Below are 24,910 nucleotides of genomic sequence, written 5' to 3'. Positions count from 1 at the left end.
TCCAAAATCTATATGTTGTCATATAAAACATCTATCATTTCTTTCAGCTCTTCTTTTGTAAGTCCTATAAGTTTGCTTTCATCTACAGCCTTAGAAATTGTATCTTCTATTGATTTAATCTTTTTTTCTTTTAAAAATTCTCTATTGAAAGAAGATACATAAGAACCTTTACCAGGTACAGTTTCAATAAATCCATCTCGTTCAAGTTCTTCATAAGCTCTCTTTGTAGTTATTACACTTATTTTTAATTCTCTTGCAAGACTTCTTATAGAAGGTAACATTTCTCCTGGAGTTATAGTTCCTTTTATTATATTGTCTTTTATCTGTCTTGTAATTTGTTCATATATAGGATCCTTTGATAAATTTGAAATAATTATTTTCATTATAATTCTCCTGTTAAGTATATACTGTATATATTTGAATATATACTGTATATATTTGAATATATACAGTATATACAATTTTGTTTTAATTGTCAATATTTAATAAAAAAATAAATGAGATTACACTCATTTATTTTTTATTATCTATTTTTATCTATTTTGATTTGTTATAAGAGCTATCATATCTCTTTGATTTGATTTTATTCCACCTAAAACTAATATATCACTTTCTTTTAGCACAGTATTTCCATCTGGTATAATTTCTTTTGAATCCCTAACTACTAGAAATATTCTACAGTTTGGAGGAAATTCTATATCTTTTATGGACTTATTAAAAAGATCTGGATTTGATAGAATACTTTCATGTATACATATTTTATCTATTCCTGAAGATTTATTTACAATAGTTTCATCTATTTTCAAAATTTTATCAAATAGAAGAGGAAATATAAAACAAGATATAATAGTAGTTATTATAAATAGTGAATATGTTGCATCACTTAGTACGTCTAGCTCATAGGCAATGTTAGATGCAACTATCATTAAACTCAGTTGGCTGGACAGTATAAATCCTGCAGATATAGTTTTATTGCATCCAAATAACTTATACAACAGAAGTGATGAAACAAATTTAACTATATAGAGAACAATAAGTAGCACTGGAATCATTGCTAAAGTTTTTAAATCGTTAAAAATTGGCTTTAAGTTTAGATTTACACCTAAATCTATAAAAAATATAGGAGTTAAGAATCCGTATCCAATTATATCTAACTTTTCTTTTAAATATTCTCTATTATGCACTGAAATAAGTGAAAAAATTACACCAGCTAAAAATGACCCCATCACAATTTCTGTGTCCAAAGCTTGAGATACAGACACAAGAATTATTATAAGAGCAAAGGCAGCACGTACCTCTATATGTAATCCACTGAAGTTTTCAGCCATAAGTGGCAGCCTTGGCAGAGCTCTTTTTATAAACATATAGATTAAGAATGCTACTAAAAGCAAAATTGTGAATAGAAAGTTTTTATAACTTAATCCTGAATCAACAAATGTTGACAGTATAGTTATGGATATTAAACATAAAAATTCACATATTAAGGAAAAGATTAACAGAGTCTGACCGTAATCAGAATTTAATAGATTCCTCTCCTTAAGTACTGGAAGTAATAGTCCAGGGGCTGTTGCAGTTAGCATAAAAGTAGAAAAATAAATATTTGTTATAATATTCAATTTAACTAAAAAAATAGATAGAAAGTAAGAAATAACTAGTGAGATTATAAACATAAAAATGCATATAACTAGTTGTTTCACTGTTTTATTATCTTTTTTTGATGAAAATTGAGAAAAATCTATTTCTAGACCACTTAAAAACATCAAATATGCCAATCCTAAATTGGAAAGAAATAAAATCCATATATCTTCATGAACTACATTTAAAAAAGTTTTTCCAACGATTATTCCAACAAATATTTCTCCAACAACGAAGGGAATATTTACTCTCTTTATAAAATTTATTATTAATGGCGTTACAAATGCCAGCAGTGAAATAATTAAAATGGACTGAAAATTAATAGCTTCTTCCATTGTGTCTAATCCTCCTAATGATGTATTTTATATTATAAAGGGTTCTGGTACTAATTAATAGAGGTCAATATTTTAATTAGTGTGTCTTTAGATAGATTTCCCTGAATAACATACTGTATACTATTTTTATTACATGATATTCTAAACTCACTGCAGTTTTCAACCCATACACAATATGCTCTAATTGCACCTATGTATATTTTTTCACCAACATTGTTATTGAAATTTATATTTCTATCTTGACGTATAGTAAAATGAGATTTATCTGAAGAATAATTCATTACTACAAATTTTTCACTATCATTATCAGGCAAATCTATACTATCTAAATTAAAACCATCAGGAATATATGAAGGTACACATACTTTACTATCAAAACTTTTTTCGGCATCACTTATAGTTATTACTTCAGGTGCTTCTGATAAAGAAGATACTTTGTCTTTAGATTGATCTTTTTCAGTTGAATCTTCTTTTTCATTAATCTCTTTATTTTCAGTTGATATTTGAGGATTTTGATCATTTGTTGCTTCAGTAGTGTTTTCCTCTATCACATTTTTTTCAGAAATTTTACTGCTTTCATTAGATTCTTTATTTGTGATTTTTATCTGAGATGCTTTTTCTAAATTTTGGTTGGATTTGTCTTCTGTGATATTTTCCTTAATATCTTTAGTGTCTTTAGTATTTTTAGTATTTTCGCTATCTTTATTTAGATTTTTATTGTAAGAATATTTTGTATTATTTGTTGAATCGGATTTTAAATCATCTTCATTGGAAGATGGATTGATAATTGAGTTCTTTATTATGTTTCCTATATCTTCTAATTTCTGTTCAGTAGTTGATATACTGAGGTTATATTTTTTGCTTATATTTTTTGAAAATAAATTATTATAACCAGTTGTTGTAAATGCAAATAGTGCAGCACATATAGCTGCTAAAAAGCTAGGTTTCATGCCTATCCTAATTTTAGTTTTATAGTTTGTTTTACACCTTTTTAAAGTTTTTTCTTTTAATTCCTCCGTTACATGTAAATCATCTAAAGCGGAATTTGCCATATCTCTAAAAAATTTCATATTATCCTTCATATTCAATAGTACCACCTATGCTATATTTTAATAACTCTCTTGCCCTATAAAGTCTGCTTCTAACAGTACCTTCAGGCACATTTAAGATTTTACTTATTTCACGAGTAGATAGTTCTTGATAGTAATAAAGAAGTATAACTTCTTTATATTTTTTAGGTAAGTCCATAACTTGTTTTAGTAAATCTTGATTTTCTATATTACTAATTGCTTTATTATCTATATCAATGGAGTTTTCTTTAATATTTAGTATTTTGTATTCAGGATCTTGAAATCTAAGTACTCTTTTAATCCAAGAGCTTCTAAGTATATCTCTGCAAGTATTTATAGTAATTGCAATTATCCATGTCTTTTCACTGCTCTGTCCATTAAATTTGTGAAAGTTTTTGTAAACTTTTATAAATACTTCTTGAAATACATCTTCAGCTAAATGTTTATCTTTTAGATACATAAAAGCTGTTCTGAGCACATCATTTCCATAAGAGTTCATCAATCTTTCTAATTCTTTCTCCAACTTACGCTCCTTTCCATATATTAGACGAAATATATTTGTTTTATGCTTCCTTGCTGATTTATAAACTAGAATATATTTATATTATAGTACATAATAGTTAAGTTTTCATTAGCAAACCATATTTAAAATACTTTATAGATTTACTATTTTCATGTATAATAATTTCATTAGAAATGATATATTATCATAAAAAAGTAAATTTTGTTGAAAATTTATTAAAAATAATATATATAATATATAAATAATATAATTATTATTTAATTTTATTAGGGGTGTACATATGAAAAGTATTAAAACAAAAGTAACTTTAACTATATTGTTAACATGTATTTTAAGTTTAATGGTAGTATCATTAGTAAGTTGTTTTATAGTATACAACTCAATAATGAATCAATCAAAAAGTACTATGAGAGTGTCTGCAGATGAGTATGCTGCGAAAATAAATGGATGGCTAGAAGGTGAGGGTAAAATAGTCAATGAGATAGGGGATTCAATAGAGAATATGAATGAAATTGACAAAATTAAGATTCTTTCATATTTAACTAAAAAGGTGAAAAACAATTCAAACACCATAGATGCTTATTTGAGTACTTCAGATAAAGTTATGCTAGATGGATCAGGATGGATTCCACCTTCAGATTTTGATTGTACTAAAAGAACTTGGTATAAGAAAGCTATTCAGAAAAATGGCCTTATTTATACTGAACCATATATAGATGCTCGTACAAATAAAAGTATAGTTACAATATCAAGACCTATAACAATTAATAATAAGATTGTAGGAGTTCTAGGATATGATATTGATATCAGCCTTATTACAAGCATGGTTAAAAAAGCTCAGCCTGTAAATAATAGTTATGGATTTTTGATAGATAGTAATGGTGATTTTATAGTACATAAGAATGAAAATTTTCAACCTACAAAAGATGGACTTAAAAAAGTAGATGAAGTCATGAATGGACAAATTTCTGAAATATTGAAAAATAATTTCACTAAATTAAAGGATTATGATGGGAAGGAAAAATATTTTGTAACATCAAAAATATCAAGTGCAAATTGGATTGTTGGTTTAGCTGTTCCAACATCTGAAATTACAAAATCAGTGAAGAATTTGTTTTTATATTTGGTTACAATAATTATAATTGTACTTATTATAGCTATTTTTGTTTCTATATATTGGGGAAATAATATAAGTAAACCAATAATTGCTTTATCTCACATATCAGATAGAATATCAAATTTTGATCTTACTTATGATGAAAAAAATTATGAACAATTTGCTGTATATAAAGATGAAATAGGTGGACTTTCTAATTCATTTAAGATAATGCATGTAGAACTTGTAAAACTTATCAAAAAAATATTAAGTTACTCAAAATATATAAATGAAATAAGTTCTGAACTTGCCAAAATGGTACAAGATTTGTCAATAAAATCTCAAAAAATTGATGTAGCAATAAAAAATATAGCAATAGGAGTACAAGAAACAAGTGCAGCATCTCAGGAAGTTACTGCATCGGTGGAAGAAGTAAATGCAAGTATAAATGAGTTATCACAGAAATCAATAGATGGAAGTAATAGTGCAAATGATTCTAAGAATAGGTCTATTGATATGCAATCTAAAAGTAAGAATTCTATGAAAAAGATAAAAGATATGTATTCTCAAAAAGAAAGAAATATCATTGAGTCAATTGAAAATGCAAAAATAGTTGAAAATATAGGTGATATGGCGGATACTATTGCGGATATATCTGAACAAACCAATTTACTTGCATTAAATGCAGCTATTGAAGCAGAAAGAGCAGGAGAACATGGTAAAGGCTTTAAAGTTGTGGCAGAGGAAATAAGAAAACTTGCAGAACAATCAAAAGAATCTGTTTCCGAGATTAAAGAAAAAATTTCAAAAGTCAAAAATGCATTTAAGATGAATGCTGACAATAGCAATGATATACTGGATTTTGTGAATAAGGAGATTATAACTGAATTGAAGTATTTTGAAAGTATAGGAAATCAATATTATAGTGATTCAGATTTTATAAGTAAGATGTCAGAAGAAATAGCAGCTATGTCAGAGGAATTAAATGCTACAATAGATAATGTAAGTGAATCTGTTGACAATGTATCTAAGAATATGCAGAAATCTGCTGAAAATATGGGGATTATAAAAGAAAATGTAGAGGAAACATCAAATTCTGTAATTAAAATAAAATCTGCTTCGGACAGTCAGCTTAAACTTTCAAAAACATTAAAGGAGCTTGTTGAAAAGTTTAAGATTTAAAGGATGGTTTTGTTTGTATTAGAACCAAATATATGATTAATGAATATATTATTTAATAGTAATAATAAAAGGAGTTGCTATTTTGAATATATATGTAGTAAGGCAGGGAGATTCTATATGGTCTATAGCACAGAAATTTGGAGTAACAACTGATAATATAATATCTGCAAATAAGATAAATCCATCTGAAAGTCTGGTAATAGGACAAACTCTTGTAGTCCCTGGAGTTTCAAAAGAATATGTGGTAAAACAAGGCGATTCTATATGGTCTATAGCAGAAAAATTTGATGTATCTTCACAAAGTATAATTTTAGAAAATAATATTTTAAATCCAGCTCAAATTTATCCAGGTATGACAATAGTAATCCCTGCACAATCAAAGGAATATGGATTTATTGAAACTAATGCATTTATACAACCACTTAATGCTGAAAGGGATAAAAGGATAGTTAATGGAGTAAGTGAGTATCTTACTTATATAGCACCTTTTAGTCATCATGTAACTGAAGATGGAAATATAACACCTTTAGATGACAATACTGCTATAAATGCGGCAAGAAAGTTTAATACTGCACCGCTTCTTTCGGTAACTAATATATCTGGAAAAAACTTTGATACAGATTTGATAAATAAAATATTGAATGACAATAAACTTCAACAGACGCTTATAGATAATATAGTAAAGACAATGAAAGACAAAGGCTATTATGGAGTTGTAATAGACTTTGAGAGGATTTCTCCAGAAAACAGGGAAAAGTATAATAATTTTCTAAGAAAATTAGTTGCAAGGCTTCATCCTATGGGATATGTAGTAGGTACAGCACTTGCTCCAAAGATATATGATGTGACAACTGGCGCATGGCATGGAGCACATGATTATAAATCACAGGGAGAGATAGTAGACTTTGTAATAATAATGACATACGAATGGGGTTGGTCTGGAGGACCACCACTTGCAGTTGCACCAATAAATGAGGTGAGAAAAGTAATTGACTATGCAGTAAGTGAAATACCGGGAAACAAAATATTTATGGGGATGCCTCTTTACGGGTATGATTGGACACTTCCATATTCACCAGGTGGAGAGTTTGCAGAGAGCATAGGAAATCAAGAGGCAATTGATAGAGCTAGAAAAGTTGGAGCCAATATAAAGTATGATGAAAAAGCACAATCACCATATTATAATTACTTTGATAGTGAAGGTAGAGAACATGTAGTATGGTTTGAAGATGCAAGAAGTGTGCATGAAAAATATAAATTGTCAAGTGAATATGGCCTAAGAGGGGTAAGCTATTGGTCACTTGGAAAGAGTTTTCCTCAAAATTGGCAAGTGCTTGATAATATGTTTTTCATAGAAAAAGTTATAGGTTGATAAATTTATGTAACTGGGAATTTATATTTCCAGTTATATTTTTATTTTAAATTTGTTAATGTGTATATTTGTTTAAATATCATATATATGGAAATAATTATATAATAATTAACTTTAATATTTTTATTCGATTGGAGGAGGTATAGTGAATAAAAGACAATACCCAGAGGAATGTTGTAAATGTAAAATTTATGAGGTTGTGAAAAAAGAAAAGCTCATAATGAGTATGTGCTGCTATGGATGTCCAAACAGAAGACGAATAAACAGAATAACTGATACTTATTGTAAAAAAATAAATTGAGGATTGAGTAGGAAATAAGTAGTAGAAAGTTTAATATAAAAAATAGATACTGGAAATGCTTATAGGTATTGCGATATACAATAATTAGATAAAATTAGAAATTTTTTTATAAAGCAATGCAATAAATGTAGTAAATTATTAAATAAAGAGTGTACAATGCATTTCCATAATTATATGTTGTTTTATAATTAGCGAGTAAGACTAGATTGTAAAAATATTTTAGATTATTTAAATTGCCATTTGTTTTCTTTTTACATTACTATTATAATAATTCACAATTTGAAAATCTAACTCTTGACTTACTTTTAATATTTCTTCATATGTATATTCATTTGAAGAAATCATTGAATTTAATTTACTTCTCAATTCTTCTAATAAATTATCCATATATAATAACATCCTTACTATATTTTTACTAACTTTTACATTATATAATATAAAAGTAATATATTCAAATGAAATATTTGTATAAAATAATATTAAAAGAAGATTGATGTTTATAAAATTGAAAAATTTTATAAAATCATTTAGATAATTATGTTTTTAAAACATTTACTTATATGAAGTTTACATAAAATTCTATAAAAATAGCTATTACGACTATACTATATAGTATAATAATAAAATGTAACAGTGAATATATTACCTGTTACATTTATATTTATTATTTTATATTTAATTTTCCTATTATCATCATTATTGTTGCACTTGTAATTGATGCTACAGCTGTACTTAAAAATTTATATGGTATAAAATAGCATAGTATAATTAATATTAAAGTAACTATAATTGAAATTATTTTTAGATTAAATCGTCTTTTTTCACTTTTTATTCGTTTATTTATGTTATCAACAGGGGCAAATATAGAAATAAATACTAACGAAATAATTAATATTAATATTGATACTTTGTTTTCAAGTACAACATATTTTCCAAAAATAACTATTGAAAGAAAAATTATAAATGTAATAAAAAAACATCCCCAATATGTTTTTGCATGATATCCACCTGAAAATAATCTTATAGGGCAGAAAAATAAAATACATATTAAATAATATTTTTCAAGAGATAATATCCAAAATATTATATAATACGGGATAAATTTTGTAATTTCATTCATAAAACATACCAAACCATATTCCATTTTTTTAAGCTCAAGGTCTGAAAACTCAGGATTAGATTTGGAAATCATATTAACTAATAAGTTTGCTATGTTATTCATTGTCTAATTCCTCCATTTTAAATTCAACTGAAAATGTTGTACTCTCTGGATTACTTTCGAGAAATATTCTTCCATTATTCTTTTCTACAAGTTGTTTTGTGATATAAAGTCCAAATCCATGATCACTTGATTGAGAAATTTTTGTAGAAAAACCACGCTGAAAGATTTTATCCTGAATGTTTTTAGGTATCATGTCCCCATTATCTCCTATTTCAATATAGAACTTATTATCTTCAATAAAAGTACACATTGAAATTTCTTTGTTTTTAATATCTGATTTAATTTGAAAAGATTCGAATGCATTGTCTATAAGATTACTTACAATACTTATTAATTCATTTTCATTTATTTTAAGAGAACTAAAAGGTTCTTCAATAAATATATCAAAAGCTATATTGTTGTTTGCTGCATAATTGTTTTTTATGGATATAAGACCATTAAGATAATCATTTCCAGTTTCTATAAATTTGAAAGATGAATGTACTGAATCTGAAATTCCAGATACATAATTTTTTATTTTTTCAACAGTATCTTCTTTATTTAATAGGCATAAACCCCATATTACATTTATATGGTTTGCAAAGTCGTGTTTTTCTTGTCTTATTATGCGTATTATCTCTGTCATATTTTTAATTTGATTTTCTTGAATTTTATATTTTGCTTCAGTATTTACAATTCTATGATATTCTTTTAATTCTTTTAATTCAAATATTAGAAATAAAAAATATATAGAAAAAATGATAATGTTGTATATTCTAGTATTTTTTATATGAAATATACCAAAATTGATACTGAATATAAAAATACTAAAGATACCTATTTGGATTATCAAATTAGAAAAAAGTATACTGTCATCTTGAAATAATCTAAATTTAGCAAAATATTTATTTTTTTTAATGATAAGAAAAACAATAAGTATTTGTAGTAATTTTGTAGATACTAAAAATATGTACAAATATTTGGAATTAAAAAAAATTTCATTTAAATTTATATTAAATATAAGTATTTCTATAATTTCAACTATAGATTCAGTTATAGAAACTACTATAATAAATAAAAAGAAGATAATAGATGAAAATAGTATCCGTGATTTTGTTACTAATGTTAATATCAAAACGGAAAAAATTGAAACAATTAATGTGTGATAAACTTTAGAAACATAAAATGTACCTAAGTAATTAGAAAAAATATATAAAATGCAGAATAATGCTGTCTTAAATTTATTATTTTGTATAAATCCTTTTCTATCATATAAAGCTTCAAAAATTCCAAGTAAAAGTAAAGCTTCAATACAATCTAATATTAATTCTCTTACTGTTTCCATAGATTATCTCCTTTACATATGTCTGAAAAGTTTTCATAAAGATTATAATTATAATCTTTATGAAAACTAATCTAATTATTTCAAAAGTTCATCAGGACATTTAGGCTGGTATCCACTCATAATAGATGTTGAACATACTACAAGTGAAGATAGAATCAAAGCTGTAGAACCTAACATTTTCATTGAACTTTTTACTAAGAAATTTTTTAAAGATTTCATTTTAACAACCTCCTATGATATGTTTTTTAAATGTAATTAATACATTCTACAATTATATACATTCTATAGTAATTTAAAAATTCCTTCCTAATTATCTCAAAAAATAATATTATTTTGGATAAAAATGAAATACATGTTAATTAATTTTGACATATAGTTTTATTATAATTTATTTTACAACTAATTTCACAAATGATATCATTATAAGGATATAAATCAATTATATGATAAGTTATATTTTATGTAAAATATGATGATAATACATTGTATATCACTTGATATAGCTTGATATGAATATTTTTTAATTAATAATTAATAAATAAGGTATGAAATTTGCTAATTATAGAATTAAGAGGTGATTTTATATGATTGAAGAACTTATTTCTATTGTAGAAAATGAAGACAAAAAAAATCCCCTTACAGATGAACAAATTTCTAAAGTTCTCAAAATATCTAGAGAAAAAGTAAATGAGCTAAGACAACAATACAATATACCTAGTTATCTAGAAAGAAGAGAGAAGGTTTTATTGAGTTCAATAGAAAGTCTATTGTCTAAAGATAAAGGTTTATCAAATAGAAAATTGTGTATAGAACTCAATAAGATGGGATTTAAGATATCTACATTTGGATTAAATAGATATAAGAATTTTATTGAAGAAATAAGAAATAAATATGAAAGCTCTGAAAATAGAATTATAACAAGAAGAAATCGTACAAAATATAGCATAAAATATAGCACGAAGTCAAATGACCCTTTCTATAATATTATTGGAAATAAGGGAAGCTTGAATCATGTGATAAAACTTGCTAAAGCGGCTGTAATGTATCCCAAAAATGGACTTCATACATTAATAGTTGGAAATACTGGTGTAGGAAAGAGTCAATTAGTTGAACAGATGAATTTATTTGCTAAAAGTGTTAGGAAAAAAGAAGTTCCATTTGTTACATTTAACTGTGCTGATTATGGAGATAATCCTCAATTACTTGTATCACAACTATTTGGATATAAAAAAGGAAGTTTTACAGGTGCAGATTCTGATAAAAGAGGACTTATAGAAAAGGCAGATGGTGGGATGCTTTTTTTAGATGAAATACATAGACTTCCTCCTAAAGGCCAGGAGATACTTTTTAGAATAATTGATAAAGGTGAATTTAATAGACTTGGAGAAACAGATGTAGTTAGAAAAGTAAATGTAATGATAATAGGTGCTACTACAGAAAATATAGAATCTAACTTGCTAAATACATTTAGAAGAAGAATTCCAGTTCTTATAGAAATACCAGATTTGGAAGAGAGACCTGTAATTGAGAGAATGCAGCTCATAAATAAATTTTTAAAATTAGAGGCTCAACGAATAAATAAGTTACTCATAGTGTCTGGAGAAATTGTAAAGAGTCTTTTATTTTATAAATGTCCTGGTAATATAGGACAATTAAAGTCAGATATACAAGTTATATGTGCAAGGTCCTTTTTAAATTCCATTTCTAGGAATGATAGTAATGTAAATGTTTCTATAGAAGATCTTCCAAGTCATATAAAGAAACAATTGAATTATATAAATGAAAAATCTTTTGATTTTAATATGGCGAATATAGAAGATATACATATAGATAGTAATGAAGATAGAGTGGAAGATGATGGATACAGCATAATTAAATATAATATATACGATTTTGTTGAAAAGAGAATAGAAAAACTTAAGCAAAATGGAGTACCTATGTCAGAAATTAAGAATATAGTTTCAGAAGAACTTGAAGATAAGATTAAAAATTATGCAAATGATATAGTACAAAAATATTCTGGAATGTCTAAGCGACTTCTTGAGGATATAGTTGGAAAAGAAACTATAGATATAGTAAATGATATTAAAAGGTTACTTGTATCAGAAATAGGGACTTTTAATTTTTCTATTTATAATGTACTATGCTTACATATAAATTCGGCTATAGGAAGATTGAGAAATGGAAAGACTATTGTAAATCCAAAATTAAGTAGTATAAGTAAGAAATACATCAAAGAATTTAAAATAGCACTAAAAATAATAAATATAATGAGTATGAAACTAAAAATGGATTTTCCAGAAGATGAGGCAGGATTTATAGCATTATACTTAAATAAATTTTTTAATAAAAAGACACCTATTGGTGAAAGCAAGGTTGGAGTTATAGTAGTTACTCATGGAGAAGTATCAAAATCAATGCTTAGAGTTGCACAATCTATAATAGGGGTAGATCACGGTGTTGCAATAAGTATGGCTCTTGATGAAAAACCTAAAGAAGCTTATTTAAAAGTAAAAGATGCAGCCAAGAAGGTAAATATGGGAAAAGGAATAATAATTTTAGTTGATATGGGTTCACTTATAACTTTTGGAAGTCTTATAACTAAAGAACTAGGAATACCAACTAAGATAGTTTCAAGAGTTGATACATTAATGGTTTTAGAAGCACTTAGAAAATCAGTACAAAGCACATCAACATTGGATTCAGTTTTTAAATCGCTATTGGATTTAGAAAGAATACTTCCAAGAAGTTTTAGAAATAATGATATAGAAAATTCAAATATAAAGGAAAAAGTCATAATAACTACTTGTATTACTGGAATGGGAACTGCCGTAAAAATAAAAGAGATGATATCAAATAGACTTAAGGAAATTGGAGGAAAAGATATAGAAATAATAAATGTAGGACTTATCGAAGATGGAGAAAATATGTTTGAGAGAATAAGAAATATTACTTTAAATAAGAAAGTAGTAGCAATTGTAGGTACTATAAATCCTGAAATTTCAGATATACCTTTTATATCTCTTGATGAACTTTTGAATAATGAAAAAATGGATTTAATTATTAAGAAAATAAAAGATAAAAAACAAGTTTCAAATTTAAATATTGATTTAAAGGATATGTTTGATATTAGTATTATAAGAGTATTTCATTACATGAGTTCAAAAGAAGAAATCATAAATATAATGGCAAGAACTATGGAAAAGCATGGGTTTGTAAACCACGACTTTTATGGAAATATATTAGATAGAGAAGATCTTGGAAGTTCCTATATAGGAAATGGTGTAGCTATACCCCATGGAAGTTATGATAAAAATATAATTAAACCTGCAATAGGAGTAGGGATATTTAAGAATCCTATAAAATGGGATAGTATAAATACTGTTAAAGTTGTATTTATGTTAGCACTTACCACAGCACATAAGAAGATATTCTTAAAGTTGTATAAAACTATAAAGAATACTAGTTTAATAGATAATATAAAAGATATGGACAATAATGAATTAATATTAGAGGAAATAAATAAGCATATTGTAAAGTAGTTTTTATAAAAACAACAATATATTACACAATATATAACAAATTTTAATTATTTATTGAAAATATGTAGAATTTATTAGTGAAATATATTGTTTTATATTTTATGTAAACGTATTAAAATAAAGACTTCAGAGGATTTGTATGAGTTTGGCATGACAGTTGCTATATAAATATTGTGAAAACGTTAATAAATTTTCTTAAGGCTATGGAAAGGAGGAATATTGTGGCAGAGAGTATTAGAAATTATTTGAAGAAGAATTTGATAATAAATAAATTAGAGGCAAAAACTAGAGAAGATATATTTCAAGCATCTTTTAAGTTGTTATACTCTAATAATTTTGTAAAACAATCATTTTTAGAAGGATTAATTGAAAGAGAGAAAGTGTTTCCAACAGGGCTTAGAATTGGGAAATACAATGTGGCCATACCACATACTGATGCAATACATGTATTAAAACCTGCAATTTCTGTAATGACATTAAAAGATCCAGTTACATTCAGATGTATGGATGGTAGTGGACAGGTAGATGTAAACATTGTGTTTACTATGGCACTAGATAAACCTCATAGTCAGATACTCATGCTTCAGCAATTAATGAATCTTATTCAAGATGAAAAAACAATGGAAAGTATACTTGAAAAGGATGATGCGGAGAGTATATATAATTTATTAAATAAAATAGATATAAAAATTTCTTAGTATTTAATTCTCTTAAAGAGAATTTAAATAAATAATTTAAAAGGGGTAATGGATATGTCTAACAAAAAAGAAAAAATTGTTCTTGTTGCCTGTGGCACAGGTATAGCTACATCAACTGTTGTTTATGAGAGAGTTCAAAAATTAATTAAAGACAATAATTTAAATGCTAGAGTTATTCAATGTAAAATATCAGAGGTTTCAGGTTATGAAGATCAGGCAGATCTATTGGTAACAACTACTATAACTCCAAAACAATATAAAATGCCTGTAGTAAAAGCAATGAACTATCTTACAAATATAAATACAAAAAAAATTGATGACAGCATTATTAGCATATTAAAATCATAAAAAATAACTTATTTTATTTTGAAATACTTAGGATTATAGGGGGGTGATTTATGGGGAATATTTTAAATGTATAATTATAAATACTTAATTATAAATACTTCATAGATTAAGAATTTAAAATTATATTTCAAAAAGAAAAAAAGAAGGGGGATTAATATGTTAATATCTGCTGTAAAGTATATTATAAATTTAGGTCCAACAGTTATGCTTCCAATAATACTTACTATAATAGGATTGATGTTTGGTTTAGGATTAAAGAGATCATTTAAATCTGGTATAACAATAGGTATTGGATTTGTAGGTATTAATTTGGTAATTGGATTACTTACAGGTACAGGTGGATTAGGAGAAGCAGCGCAGAAAATGGTATCTAACTTTGGATTACATTTGAGCATCATAGATGTAGGTTGGCCAGCAGCAGCGGCAATAGCTTGGGCATCACCTATAGCAGCAGTTATGATACCGATCGCAGTACTTGTGAATTTAGGATTACTTATTATAAAGTTTACAGATGTATTAGATGTTGATATTTGGAATTATTGGCATTTTACAGCAGCAGGAGCTACAGTATATGTTCTAACAGGAGGAAACTGGTTACTTTCTATCATAGCAGCAATATTATATGAGGTAGCAGTACTTAAAATTGCTGACAAGACTGCACCTATGGTTCAAGATTATTTTGGTTTAGAAGGTGTTTCCCTTCCAACAGGATCTACTGCAGCTTGTGGACTTATAGGTATTCCAATAGTTAAAGTAGTATCGAAGATACCTGGAATCAAAAATTTACATGCAGATCCTGAAAGTATTCAAAAGAAATTTGGTATATTTGGAGAACCAATGATACTTGGATTAATACTAGGTTTAATTATAGGTGGACTTGCAGGTTATGATGTTGGCGGAATACTTAATATGGGTATTAAGATGGGTGCCGTTATGATGCTTATGCCTCGTATGGTAAAGATACTTATGGAAGGTTTAATACCTCTATCAGAGGGCGTCAAAGATTTCCTTCAAAAGAGAAATCTTGGAGAAGGAAGAAATATAACTATAGGATTGGATGCAGCTGTTTCAGTTGGACATCCAGCAGTAATGGCTACAGCTTTAGTACTTGTTCCTATAACAATATTTATAGCAGTTATTTTGCCAGGAAATCAAGTGCTTCCATTTGGTGATCTTGCTACAATATGTTTTTATGTAGCATTTATAGTAGGAGCAGCAAAAGGAAATATAGTTCATTCTGTTATAGCAGGTACTATAGTTATGTCATTTGTACTTCTAATGGCAACTAATATTGCACCATTCCACACTATGATGGCACAGCAGGCACATTTCACAATGCCTAATGGTACTTCAACTATTTCAAGTTTGGATTTAGGTGGAAATTTCTTAAATTGGATAGTCGTTAAAATATTCCAATTAATATAAATTTAATTTAATATATTATACAAATTACAATTAGGGGGTAATATTATGAAAATTATAACAGTTATAGGTTCAGGACAAATGGCATCTGCGCTTACTTTTCCAGCAACTGAAAATGGGAATAAAGTAAGGTTAGTCGGGAGCCCATTAGATAGAGAAATAATAGAAACAGCAAGATCTACAGGTTTTCACCTTACATTGAAACGACAATTGCCTGATACTGGCATTGAGTACTACCAAATTGAAGATGTGGATAAGGCAATAGATGGAGCTGACGTTATAATATGTGGAGTTAGTAGCTTTGGTGTTGATTGGTTTGCAGATAATATACTTCCTATTATACCTGAAAGTGTTCCTGTTCTCTCAATAACAAAAGGAATGATAGATAAAGAAGATGGAACTTTAATAAGCTATCCAGAATATTTTAAAAGCAAACTTCCTGAAGGCAAGAAGCTTTCCATTAACGCTGTAGGTGGACCATGTACTAGTTATGAGCTTGCAGATAAAGATCATTCTGTTGTTACATTTTGTGGAGAGAATATTGAAACACTTAGAATGTTAAAAGAAATGTTAGAGTCTCCATACTATCATATAAGCTTGTCTACTGATGTAATAGGGGTTGAATGTGCAGTTGCACTTAAAAATGCTTATGCACTAGGAGTAGCATTAGCTATTGGATTGGCTATTGGTCCTGATGGTTCCGGAATAGAACATTATAATTCACAAGCTGGACTTTTTGGACAAGGAGTAAAGGAAATGAAGCACCTTCTTAAAATAGTAGGAGGAGGAGAAGAGAATATTATTTTATCAGCAGGTGACCTCTATGTAACTGTATTTGGAGGACGTACTCGTAAGATTGGAACTTTGCTTGGACAGGGATTCACAATGGATGAGGCTATGAAAAAATTACAAGGAGAAACTTTAGAATCAATAGTAATAGCTACTCGTACTGCCCGTGCCGTTAGAAAACTTTCAGAAAAAGGAGTTTTAAACATTAAAGATTTTCCACTTCTAATGCATATTGATGATGTTATAAATCATGGAGCTTTAGCAAAAGATATTCCATGGAGTGACTTTGAAACAGAAAGCAAATAGAAATAAAGGAGGAAAAGGTATGAGTGATTTAGTAAAATTAAGTGTAGAAGAGATGACTGGACTTGACTATAATTGTTCCTGCGGAAGGACTCACAAAGTAGAAATAGACAACATAAAAGTTGGAAATGGCGTTATAGATAAACTTCCAGATGTAATAAATGACTATATAGGAAAAAGAGTATTTATTATAGAAGACACCCATACCTTTGAAGTTGCTGGAAAAAAGGTAGAAGAATTATTAAAAGATGAGTTTAAAATAAGTAGACATGTATTTAATAATAAGCATCTTATACCAAATGAAACTGCACTAGGTAGGTTGATTATGGAAATACCTAAAGATACAGAACTTGTTGTAGCAGTAGGCTCTGGAACAATAAACGATATATCAAGATTTTTAAGCTATAAAATAGGTGTACCTTATGTGATTGTTGGAACAGCACCTTCAATGGACGGCTATGCATCAGTAGTTTCGCCTCTTGTATGTGATAATGTAAAAGTTACATTTGATGCTATATATCCAATGGCTATTATAGGAGATATTGATATTATGAAAAATGCTCCTATGCAAATGCTTCAAGCAGGACTTGGGGACATTCTTGGAAAGTATACAGCACTTGCAGATTGGAATATTGCGAAAATACTGAATAATGAATATTTTTGCAGTGAAGTTGAATCTTTAGTTATGAGTTCACTAAAAGAAGTTGAAAAGGCTGCATCTGGTTTGACAAGTAGAAAGGATGAAACTATAAAAAATATAACTAATGCACTTATCTTGTCTGGAATTGCAATTGGAATGGTTGGAGCTTCAAGACCAGCATCAGGTGGAGAGCATCAGCTTTCACACTGCTATGAAATGATATTCATGAATAGAGGTGGAGATGAAAAGTGGCTTCACGGAAATACTGTAGGAGTAGGTGTTGGTGCTGTAGCTTATGCATTTGAGTATGCTAAAAAGTTAGACATAAATGAAATAATTGAAAAAGAAGAATATTTAAAGCTCGACAAAGATAAATGGCTACAGAATATAAAAGATGTTTATACAAAGAGTGCTGAAAATATTATTCAATTTAAGCAAGATAGCATTAACTTTGAAGTTCACCAAAGAAAAGCTCAAATGGATAAAATAGCTAAGAAATGGGATGCTATAAAAAATATTTGTACAGAAAATGTACCTGAACCAGAGGATATAATTGGAACTTTGAAAAAATGTGGTGCTGTATGGAATCCAAAAGATATAGACATAGATAGAGAAATGTTTATAAAGAGCTTTATTGCTGCAAAAGATATGCGTAAGCGATATGGAATCTTTCAACTCCTTGAAGACATGGGAAAGTTAGATGATGCAGCTAATTATATAGCAGATATTTATTACAACTAGTAATAATGCTTAAAAAGGAGATATTTATATATGCCAGTGAGAACAATTGATACAAAGGAAAGTTCTTGTGATATTTTAAAAAAAGTCAAATGTTTTATTCTTGACCTTGATGGAACTGTTTATCTTGGAAATAGGATATTGGAAGGTTCTATAGAGTTTTTAAAAGAACTGGAGAGAGAAGGTATTCAGTTTAAATTTTTTACAAATAACTCTTCAAAAAATGCTGAAGTGTATATAAATAGAATAACAAAAATGGGATATCCAGTATCACAGGATATGATGCTTATTTCAAATCAGGTGATCATAAACTATATAAAAGAAAATATGCCAGATAAAAAGGTATTTATCTTAGGAAACGAATATTTGAAAAACGATTTTGTAAAAGCTGGAATCAACTTAGTATCTGATAATGCAGATATTGTAGTTGTAGGTTTTGATACTTCACTTGTATATGAAAATGTTTCTAAGGCCTGTGAACTCATAAGGAACGGAGCTTTATTTTTAGGTGTTAATCCTGATTTTAATTGTCCCACTGAAAATGGATTTATACCTGATTGTGGATCAATATGTTCTATGATCACAGCATCAACTGGAGTAGTTCCAGAATTTTTCGGTAAGCCATCACATCATACATTACAGTATATTTTGCAATATACCGGTTTTAAGGCAGAGGAGATTGCCTTTGTAGGGGACAGGATTTACACAGATATAGCAATTGGTAAAGGCAATGATTCTGTAACTATTCTAGTTTTATCTGGTGAGGCAAAGCTTGATGATTTAATTGAATCTGAAGTACAGCCTACACTTATTTTCAATTCACTAGGTGATGTGAAAGATGTATTAGAACAAATACACAAATAAAAGTTAAAAAATTAATTGCCCACTTAAAGAGTAGAAGAAGATTAATATGAATTTTCTTCTACTCTTTTAAGTTGTTAATATTGTGTAAAAAAATACATTTATAGACTCTATATTAGTAAAAGTGATATAAGATAGTACATTAAGAGGTGTTTTTTATGTTAAAAAGTCTTTTGAGTATAGATTGGGACTATTTTATTCCTATAGAACAAAATTGGAGTGGATCTTATATTGAAAATAAAGAAAATATGATGTTTATATGGTATAAAAGATATTTTGACAGTATGAAAAGAGGTATTAATATAGAAAAATCAATAAAGGTGGAAAGGGATTTAAATGTATTTTTAAAGATAATAAGAAAATACATAAAGTTTAAAAGCAATATAAAAATGTATGTATCAGATTCACACAAATACTCTTATGATATAGCTAAGGCAAATAAGTGTGAAAATGTAATAAATTTTGATGCTCATTCAGATTTAGGATATGGGGGAATGGAATCTTTAAAATTTGAGGTAAACTGTGCAAATTGGCTTGGCAAATTGTTTAAAGACAATATTATAAATAGAGCAAGTATAGTATATAGTCCATATACATTAGAAGAAGAAAGTGAATTTAAAGAGATAAATAGTAAATTTAACATAAAATATATTAAAGAAGATAGTTTGCCTAACATAGAGGTAGATTCAATTCATTTGTGCAGATCTGGAAGCTGGACGCCGCCTTGGCTTGATGAAAAATTCAATAGTCTTATAGCTTTATTTAACATACCACATAAAATAATAGATTGCCCTACAAGAAACTGGGATCCTGGAAAACTTACATTAGCGGATAAATTATATATGTGGATGTAATTTCTAGGATTTTTTCTTCTTTATGACCAATATTCTTGAAAGAGAGAGTATAATTGCAAATGTGCAAAAAAGTGCTGCAATTAAATATACAATTTTCATAGAATATATGAATACATCAGGTCTTGACGGTATAAAATTAGTTACTTTATAACCTATTTTATAGCTCATTCTGTTGTAAAGAAGAACTACTGAAATGCTTGCTCCAAAAACCATTCCTATATTTCGTACAAGGGCATTTATACTTCCTGCTATACCTAATTTATCCGTAGATACTAATGACATAATAAGAGAATTGTTAGGAGATTGGAAAAGGCCATTTCCTATACCTAAAAATGCCACTCCAAGGACTATATGAAAATAGTTTGATTCCATATTTAAAGAAGATAGTACTACAAGGCCTATAACAGTTAAAAACAATCCTAAAAAGGTTGGAATTTCTCCACCGATTTTATCGGATATATATCCGCTTATTGGAGATACTAATCCTGCAAATATTGGGAAAACCACCATAAAAAGTCCAGACATTGAGGGTGATACTTTCATAACATATTGGAGGTAAAATGGATAGATTATATTGTTACAAAATATTACAGTGAAAGATATAAATGCACATAATAGACTTATGTCAAATAGAGTATTTTTAAATATTGAAAATTGAATCATTGGATTTTTAATTCTGTTCTCCGCAAAGTAGAATAATACTATTGAAATTATTGAAATTATAAATGACGATAGTATATATATATTGCTCCAACCAAGTTTTTCACCACTTGAAAGTGCCCAGAATATGCAAACTATGAACACCATAAATAAAACGGAACCTTTATAGTCAAGGTCTTTTATACTTCCTGATTTGTTCTCTTTTGGGAGTATCTTTAATCCGGCTATGAATGCAATTAATCCGATAGGTATATTTATAATGAATATATACTGCCAGCTAAAAAATTGTACTAAAAAACCACCTATAGGAGGACCTAGCATAGTTCCAATTGCTACAGTTGAACCTAGGAGTCCAAGAGCCTTTCCTCTTTCATTTGGCAAAAATGTATCAGCAATTATTCCTTGATTTGATGACATTATCATAGATGCTCCAATTGCCTGAATAACTCTTGAAATTATGAGAAATTCTACGGTGTTTGACAGTGAACACAGTAGAGAGCCAAGAGAAAATATAATAAATCCTCTGTGAAATACTTTAGATTTTCCAATTAAGTCGCCTATTCTTCCAAACATTAAAATTAATGCTGAAATTACAATTAAATAGCTTGTTACAACCCACTGTATAGTATCTATACTTGCAGATAGTTTAGTTGCCATGTCTGGAAGTGCTACATTTACTATACTTGCATCTATTGTAGCAATAAGAGGTCCCATTAAAACCAAACATAATATTTTCCATTTATTTTTTCTTTCTTGATTTTCCATAAAGCTTAGTTCCTTTCTTAATTTCAGTATATGAGTATCCATATTTGTTTATAATTATATCATGTAATATAATTATTCTATGAAGATTATTTAAGGGAGATGACAAAAGTGAAGTTAGCAGCTATTTCTGATATACATGGAAATTTAGAAGCACTAAAAAAGGCGCTTTCTACTATAGAAGATAGAAAAGTTGATAGTATTATATGCTTAGGTGACCTTGTAGGATACGGACCTTTTCCAAATGAAGTAATAGAACTTATAAGAAAGAGAAATATATTGAGTATACTTGGAAATTATGATGCAGCAGTTTTAGAAGAAAAATTTAATTATATAAGAGATACAGAAGTAAATAAATTCTGCATGCCTTGGGCGGCAAAAGAGTTGAAAGATGAGAATAGAAGTTACTTAAGATCTCTTCCCAAAAACATAGTTCTAGAATTTGAAGGTAAAAATATAAGATTTGTTCATGGCAGCACAAGAAAAATAAATGAATATCTTTTGGAAGGATCTAAAAATGCAGAAGAAGTTATGAATGAACTAAAAGAAGATGTACTTGTATGTGCACATACCCATATACCATATGCAAAGAATTATGGAACTAAGATAATTTTAAATGACGGTAGTATTGGAAAGCCAAAGATAGGAAGACCAAATGGAACATACATGGAAATATATATATCTAAAGGCAAGGTAAATACTGAAATTGTAGAATTTGAGTATGATTATGAAAAAACTGCAAGTGACATGGAGAAGAGAAATATACATAGTGCATGTATAAAAAATATAAGAACTGGAATTGAATAGGGGCTCTATAAATTAAAACACAGGGAGAAATCAAATAGTGTATTTGACTAACCTCTGTGTTTTTAATTTGTTTAAAACATTATTTACTATAGAAATCTTTTATAGTGCTACATACAAAGTCAACTTCATCTTCAGTTATTTCAGGATATATTGGAAGAGCTATAACTTTTTCAGAAAGTTTTTCAGCTATAGGAAAATCTCCTTTTTTATATCCAAGATAGTCGAAACATTTCTGAAGGTGAAGTGGAATTGGATAGTATATACTTGACCCTATTCCTTTTTCTTTAAGATAAGCGGAAAGGTCATCTCTTTTTTCTGCTAGTAAGTTGAAAACGTAGTATACTCCATTTTGATTGCCTTTTATTTTAGGAAGTTTTATATACTGGCAACTAGAAAGTCTATCAGTATACCATTTTGCAACTTTGGCCCTATTTTTTATGGCATCATCAATATATTTGAGCTTTACAAGAAGTATAGCTGCTTGAATGGTATCAAGTCTTGAATTGTATCCTATGTAGTCATAATGATATTTTTTAGAAGCACCATGTACTCTAAACATTCTTGCACGTTTTGCAAGTTCATCATTATTTGTAACTATCATTCCAGAATCACCGTAACCACCTAAAGTTTTTGTAGGGAAGAAAGAAAAGATACCCATATCTCCTATAGTTCCCGAATGTTTGTATTCAGTACCATTTCCTTTCCATCTCATTCCAAAGGCTTCGGCTGCATCCTCTAGTACTTTAAGGTTGTGTGTTTTGGCAATATCCATTATTTTATCCATATCTGACATTTGTGAAAACAAGTGTATTGGAAGTATTCCAACGGTTTTATCTGTTATTTTTTCTTCTATTTTATTTGCATCTATATTGAATGTATCCTCATCTATATCTACAAAAACAGGTTTTGCATTGTGCTTTGCAAGGCAAGAAGCTGATGCTAAAAATGTAAATGGTGAGGTTATAACTTCACCTCCATCTTTAAATCCTAATACATCTGAAGCTATTACAAGAGCATCAGTTCCAGAAGCCACTCCTATTGCATGTTTTGCACCTGTATACTTTTTTATGCCTTCTTCAAGCTGAGATACTTCACTTCCAAGTATAAAACTTCCGCTTTCTATTACTTTAGATATTGCATCATCAAATTCTTTCTTTTTAGAATGGTATTCTCTTTTTGGAGTATAAAAATTTACTTTCATAATTATATCAACCTTTCTTTTATATCATATAAATTATTTAAGTATGTTTTCCACTGTATCTATCAAATTTTCTATAACATATTCTGCATCATCATTTGAAAGAGTAGAATATAATGGAAGAGTTATTTCATTTACATATTGATTATATGCGTTAGGATAATCACTTATAGAATATCCAAGTTTTTTATATGCAGTAAACATTGGCAGTGGAGTAAAGTGTACATTGGTTGCTATACCTTTATCCGCCATTATCTTTATGATTTCATTTCTAGTGTTTTCATCTATTCCATTTATTCTAAGTGGGTATAAATGGTACGAAGTAACTAATTTATCATTTTTTTCAAAAGGCACTATGGCCCATTCTTTTTCTTTTAAAGCATTGCTGTATATTTGAAATATTTCTTTACGATGTTTTAGCATATTTTCGTATCTTGAAAGCTGAACTAGCCCAATAGCAGCATTTATATCTGTCATGTTGCATTTATATCCAGGATATACTATGTCATATTTCCATGCACCAGCTTTCATTTTTGAAAGTGCATCTTTTGACTGACCGTGAAGGGACATAAGTTTAAATTCTTTTCTTAAATCAATTTTCCCCTTTAAGTTGTTGTCATTGAAAGTTATAGCACCGCCTTCTGCAGTAGTTAAGTTCTTTACTGCATGAAAAGAAAATACATGGGCATCCATTTGGCTACCAACTTTTTTACCTTTGTAACTTGCACCTAGAGCATGTGCAGAATCTGATACAAGAAGTATATCTTCTCGCTTTTTAGCCTTTAGAACTTCATGTATTCCATCATAGTCTACAGGAACACCTGCAAAGTCCACAGAATATATGGCTTTTGTATTTGGTTTTATGGCATCTGCTAATTTTTCAATATCTATGGAAAAACTATCTTTTTTTACATCTACAAAAGTTGGCTTTATTCCTCTGTGAATAGATACACTTGCAGTAGCTGTATAAGTATAAGGAGTTGTTATAACGTCATCACCTTCTTTTATGTCAAATACCTGAAGCAATAGTTCAAGTCCAGCAGTAGCACTTGAAACTGCTACTGCATGATTTGTATTGCAGTATTTTGCAAGAGATTTTTCAAATTCTGCAGTTTTAGGACCACTAGTTATCCAACCTGATTTAAGTACTTCAACTACTGCATCTATTTCGGATTGAGTTATATCTGGTGGAGAAAATGTAATTTTTTTACTCATATATTTCAAGTCC

23 protein-coding genes are annotated in these 24,910 nt (G+C 28.2%); 12 read left to right on the top strand and 11 right to left on the bottom strand.

From position 1 onward, the window contains the following. Positions 1-8: 8 nt before the first annotated feature. From H2684_RS03535 to H2684_RS03520, 4 genes are all read right to left on the bottom strand, one after another. Entirely contained in the window at positions 9-383 is a 375-nt protein-coding gene (locus H2684_RS03535) for a GntR family transcriptional regulator (RefSeq protein WP_182088011.1), read from the bottom strand. Positions 384-533: 150 nt separating this feature from the next. Then, a complete protein-coding gene (locus H2684_RS03530; protein WP_182088010.1) occupies positions 534-1,970 on the bottom strand; it encodes a cation:proton antiporter in 1,437 nt (478 codons plus the stop codon). A gap of 50 nt (positions 1,971-2,020) precedes the next feature. Next, entirely contained in the window at positions 2,021-3,052 is a 1,032-nt protein-coding gene (locus tag H2684_RS03525; RefSeq protein WP_182088009.1) for a DUF4367 domain-containing protein, read from the bottom strand. Next, on the bottom strand, positions 3,042-3,563 hold the full coding sequence (locus tag H2684_RS03520; RefSeq protein WP_182088008.1) for a sigma-70 family RNA polymerase sigma factor: 522 nt from the start codon (positions 3,561-3,563) through the stop codon (positions 3,042-3,044). Before H2684_RS03520 ends, H2684_RS03525 begins: the two co-directional genes overlap by 11 nt. 280 nt (positions 3,564-3,843) lie before the next feature. Here H2684_RS03520 and H2684_RS03515 point away from each other — a divergent pair, with 280 nt between their 5' ends. The 3 genes from H2684_RS03515 (at position 3,844) to H2684_RS03505 (ending at position 7,514) form a co-directional block, all read left to right on the top strand. After that, positions 3,844-5,841 (top strand): methyl-accepting chemotaxis protein, encoded by a 1,998-nt coding sequence (locus H2684_RS03515; protein WP_182088007.1) that lies wholly within the window; start codon positions 3,844-3,846, stop codon positions 5,839-5,841. Positions 5,842-5,923: 82 nt separating this feature from the next. Then, the gene (locus tag H2684_RS03510) at positions 5,924-7,213 is read left to right on the top strand and encodes a glycoside hydrolase family 18 protein (RefSeq protein ID WP_182088006.1); all 1,290 of its coding nucleotides are present in this window, start codon (positions 5,924-5,926) and stop codon (positions 7,211-7,213) included. A 145-nt stretch (positions 7,214-7,358) separates the two neighbouring features. Next, on the top strand, positions 7,359-7,514 hold the full coding sequence (locus H2684_RS03505; RefSeq protein ID WP_182087995.1) for a hypothetical protein: 156 nt from the start codon (positions 7,359-7,361) through the stop codon (positions 7,512-7,514). 228 nt (positions 7,515-7,742) lie between these two features. Here the strand turns inward: H2684_RS03505 and H2684_RS03500 are convergent, their stop codons facing one another. The 4 genes from H2684_RS03500 to H2684_RS03485 all read right to left on the bottom strand — a co-directional run bounded on the left by H2684_RS03500 (position 7,743) and on the right by H2684_RS03485 (position 10,279). Then, positions 7,743-7,901 (bottom strand): aspartyl-phosphate phosphatase Spo0E family protein, encoded by a 159-nt coding sequence (locus H2684_RS03500; protein ID WP_182087994.1) that lies wholly within the window; start codon positions 7,899-7,901, stop codon positions 7,743-7,745. Positions 7,902-8,178: 277 nt separating this feature from the next. Then, positions 8,179-8,736 carry an accessory gene regulator B family protein gene (locus H2684_RS03495; RefSeq protein WP_182087993.1) on the bottom strand — a complete coding sequence of 186 codons (558 nt, stop codon included), beginning with the start codon at positions 8,734-8,736 and terminating at the stop codon, positions 8,179-8,181. Next, entirely contained in the window at positions 8,729-10,060 is a 1,332-nt protein-coding gene (locus H2684_RS03490) for an ATP-binding protein (protein WP_182087992.1), read from the bottom strand. The genes H2684_RS03495 and H2684_RS03490 overlap by 8 nt, the downstream gene beginning before the upstream one ends. 75 nt (positions 10,061-10,135) lie before the next feature. Beyond that, positions 10,136-10,279, bottom strand: coding sequence for a cyclic lactone autoinducer peptide (locus H2684_RS03485; RefSeq protein ID WP_182087991.1), 144 nt, complete (start codon positions 10,277-10,279; stop codon positions 10,136-10,138). A 365-nt stretch (positions 10,280-10,644) separates the two neighbouring features. Between H2684_RS03485 and H2684_RS03480 the strand changes: the two genes are divergently transcribed. The 8 genes from H2684_RS03480 (at position 10,645) to H2684_RS03445 (ending at position 20,255) form a co-directional block, all read left to right on the top strand. After that, positions 10,645-13,602 carry a sigma 54-interacting transcriptional regulator gene (locus tag H2684_RS03480; protein WP_182087990.1) on the top strand — a complete coding sequence of 986 codons (2,958 nt, stop codon included), beginning with the start codon at positions 10,645-10,647 and terminating at the stop codon, positions 13,600-13,602. 221 nt (positions 13,603-13,823) lie between these two features. Beyond that, positions 13,824-14,300, top strand: a complete 477-nt coding sequence (locus H2684_RS03475; protein WP_182087989.1) for a PTS sugar transporter subunit IIA — start codon at positions 13,824-13,826, stop codon at positions 14,298-14,300. Positions 14,301-14,354: 54 nt separating this feature from the next. Continuing rightward, positions 14,355-14,648: a PTS sugar transporter subunit IIB gene (locus H2684_RS03470; RefSeq protein ID WP_182087987.1), complete on the top strand. Its 294-nt coding sequence runs from the start codon at positions 14,355-14,357 to the stop codon at positions 14,646-14,648. Positions 14,649-14,804: 156 nt separating this feature from the next. Beyond that, complete coding sequence (locus tag H2684_RS03465) at positions 14,805-16,073, top strand: PTS transporter subunit IIC (RefSeq protein ID WP_182087986.1); 1,269 nt, start codon at positions 14,805-14,807, stop codon at positions 16,071-16,073. A 45-nt stretch (positions 16,074-16,118) separates the two neighbouring features. Continuing rightward, positions 16,119-17,165: an NAD(P)-binding domain-containing protein gene (locus tag H2684_RS03460; protein WP_182087984.1), complete on the top strand. Its 1,047-nt coding sequence runs from the start codon at positions 16,119-16,121 to the stop codon at positions 17,163-17,165. 19 nt (positions 17,166-17,184) lie between these two features. Further along, the gene (locus H2684_RS03455) at positions 17,185-18,543 is read left to right on the top strand and encodes a sn-glycerol-1-phosphate dehydrogenase (protein WP_182087982.1); all 1,359 of its coding nucleotides are present in this window, start codon (positions 17,185-17,187) and stop codon (positions 18,541-18,543) included. A gap of 30 nt (positions 18,544-18,573) precedes the next feature. After that, positions 18,574-19,404, top strand: coding sequence for an HAD-IIA family hydrolase (locus H2684_RS03450; RefSeq protein WP_182087980.1), 831 nt, complete (start codon positions 18,574-18,576; stop codon positions 19,402-19,404). A 155-nt stretch (positions 19,405-19,559) separates the two neighbouring features. Beyond that, positions 19,560-20,255: an arginase gene (locus H2684_RS03445; protein WP_182087975.1), complete on the top strand. Its 696-nt coding sequence runs from the start codon at positions 19,560-19,562 to the stop codon at positions 20,253-20,255. 3 nt (positions 20,256-20,258) lie between these two features. Here H2684_RS03445 and H2684_RS03440 read toward each other — a convergent pair whose 3' ends face one another. Then, complete coding sequence (locus H2684_RS03440) at positions 20,259-21,680, bottom strand: MFS transporter (RefSeq protein WP_182087973.1); 1,422 nt, start codon at positions 21,678-21,680, stop codon at positions 20,259-20,261. 108 nt (positions 21,681-21,788) lie between these two features. Here H2684_RS03440 and H2684_RS03435 point away from each other — a divergent pair, with 108 nt between their 5' ends. Then, a complete protein-coding gene (locus H2684_RS03435) occupies positions 21,789-22,484 on the top strand; it encodes a metallophosphoesterase family protein (protein ID WP_182087971.1) in 696 nt (231 codons plus the stop codon). A gap of 79 nt (positions 22,485-22,563) precedes the next feature. On the opposite strand, the gene H2684_RS03430 is transcribed toward H2684_RS03435, so the two are convergent. Next, on the bottom strand, positions 22,564-23,685 hold the full coding sequence (locus H2684_RS03430) for a DegT/DnrJ/EryC1/StrS family aminotransferase (RefSeq protein ID WP_182087969.1): 1,122 nt from the start codon (positions 23,683-23,685) through the stop codon (positions 22,564-22,566). Between the two features lie 33 nt (positions 23,686-23,718). Continuing rightward, on the bottom strand, positions 23,719-24,897 hold the full coding sequence (locus tag H2684_RS03425) for a DegT/DnrJ/EryC1/StrS aminotransferase family protein (protein ID WP_182087967.1): 1,179 nt from the start codon (positions 24,895-24,897) through the stop codon (positions 23,719-23,721). Positions 24,898-24,910: the final 13 nt, after the last annotated feature.

The sequence above is a fragment of the Clostridium sp. cel8 genome (genome assembly GCF_014050525.1).
In the GTDB taxonomy this organism is placed as follows: domain Bacteria; phylum Bacillota; class Clostridia; order Clostridiales; family Clostridiaceae; genus Clostridium_B.
The sequence above is the reverse complement of the archived record's forward strand: the minus strand, read 5'-3'. Positions and strand labels throughout refer to the sequence as shown.

Bases quoted from the DNA above. Each gene is read 5' to 3' on its own strand.
- H2684_RS03535 (WP_182088011.1), bottom strand. From the start codon at position 383: ATGAAAATAATTATTTCAAATTTATCAAAGGATCCTATATATGAACAA.
- H2684_RS03530 (WP_182088010.1), bottom strand. From the start codon at position 1,970: ATGGAAGAAGCTATTAATTTTCAGTCCATTTTAATTATTTCACTGCTG.
- H2684_RS03525 (WP_182088009.1), bottom strand. From the start codon at position 3,052: ATGAAGGATAATATGAAATTTTTTAGAGATATGGCAAATTCCGCTTTA.
- H2684_RS03515 (WP_182088007.1), top strand. From the start codon at position 3,844: ATGAAAAGTATTAAAACAAAAGTAACTTTAACTATATTGTTAACATGT.
- H2684_RS03500 (WP_182087994.1), bottom strand. From the start codon at position 7,901: ATGGATAATTTATTAGAAGAATTGAGAAGTAAATTAAATTCAATGATT.
- H2684_RS03495 (WP_182087993.1), bottom strand. From the start codon at position 8,736: ATGAATAACATAGCAAACTTATTAGTTAATATGATTTCCAAATCTAAT.
- H2684_RS03490 (WP_182087992.1), bottom strand. From the start codon at position 10,060: ATGGAAACAGTAAGAGAATTAATATTAGATTGTATTGAAGCTTTACTT.
- H2684_RS03485 (WP_182087991.1), bottom strand. From the start codon at position 10,279: ATGAAATCTTTAAAAAATTTCTTAGTAAAAAGTTCAATGAAAATGTTA.
- H2684_RS03480 (WP_182087990.1), top strand. From the start codon at position 10,645: ATGATTGAAGAACTTATTTCTATTGTAGAAAATGAAGACAAAAAAAAT.
- H2684_RS03470 (WP_182087987.1), top strand. From the start codon at position 14,355: ATGTCTAACAAAAAAGAAAAAATTGTTCTTGTTGCCTGTGGCACAGGT.
- H2684_RS03465 (WP_182087986.1), top strand. From the start codon at position 14,805: ATGTTAATATCTGCTGTAAAGTATATTATAAATTTAGGTCCAACAGTT.
- H2684_RS03460 (WP_182087984.1), top strand. From the start codon at position 16,119: ATGAAAATTATAACAGTTATAGGTTCAGGACAAATGGCATCTGCGCTT.
- H2684_RS03455 (WP_182087982.1), top strand. From the start codon at position 17,185: ATGAGTGATTTAGTAAAATTAAGTGTAGAAGAGATGACTGGACTTGAC.
- H2684_RS03450 (WP_182087980.1), top strand. From the start codon at position 18,574: ATGCCAGTGAGAACAATTGATACAAAGGAAAGTTCTTGTGATATTTTA.
- H2684_RS03445 (WP_182087975.1), top strand. From the start codon at position 19,560: ATGTTAAAAAGTCTTTTGAGTATAGATTGGGACTATTTTATTCCTATA.
- H2684_RS03440 (WP_182087973.1), bottom strand. From the start codon at position 21,680: ATGGAAAATCAAGAAAGAAAAAATAAATGGAAAATATTATGTTTGGTT.
- H2684_RS03430 (WP_182087969.1), bottom strand. From the start codon at position 23,685: ATGAAAGTAAATTTTTATACTCCAAAAAGAGAATACCATTCTAAAAAG.
- H2684_RS03425 (WP_182087967.1), bottom strand. From the start codon at position 24,897: ATGAGTAAAAAAATTACATTTTCTCCACCAGATATAACTCAATCCGAA.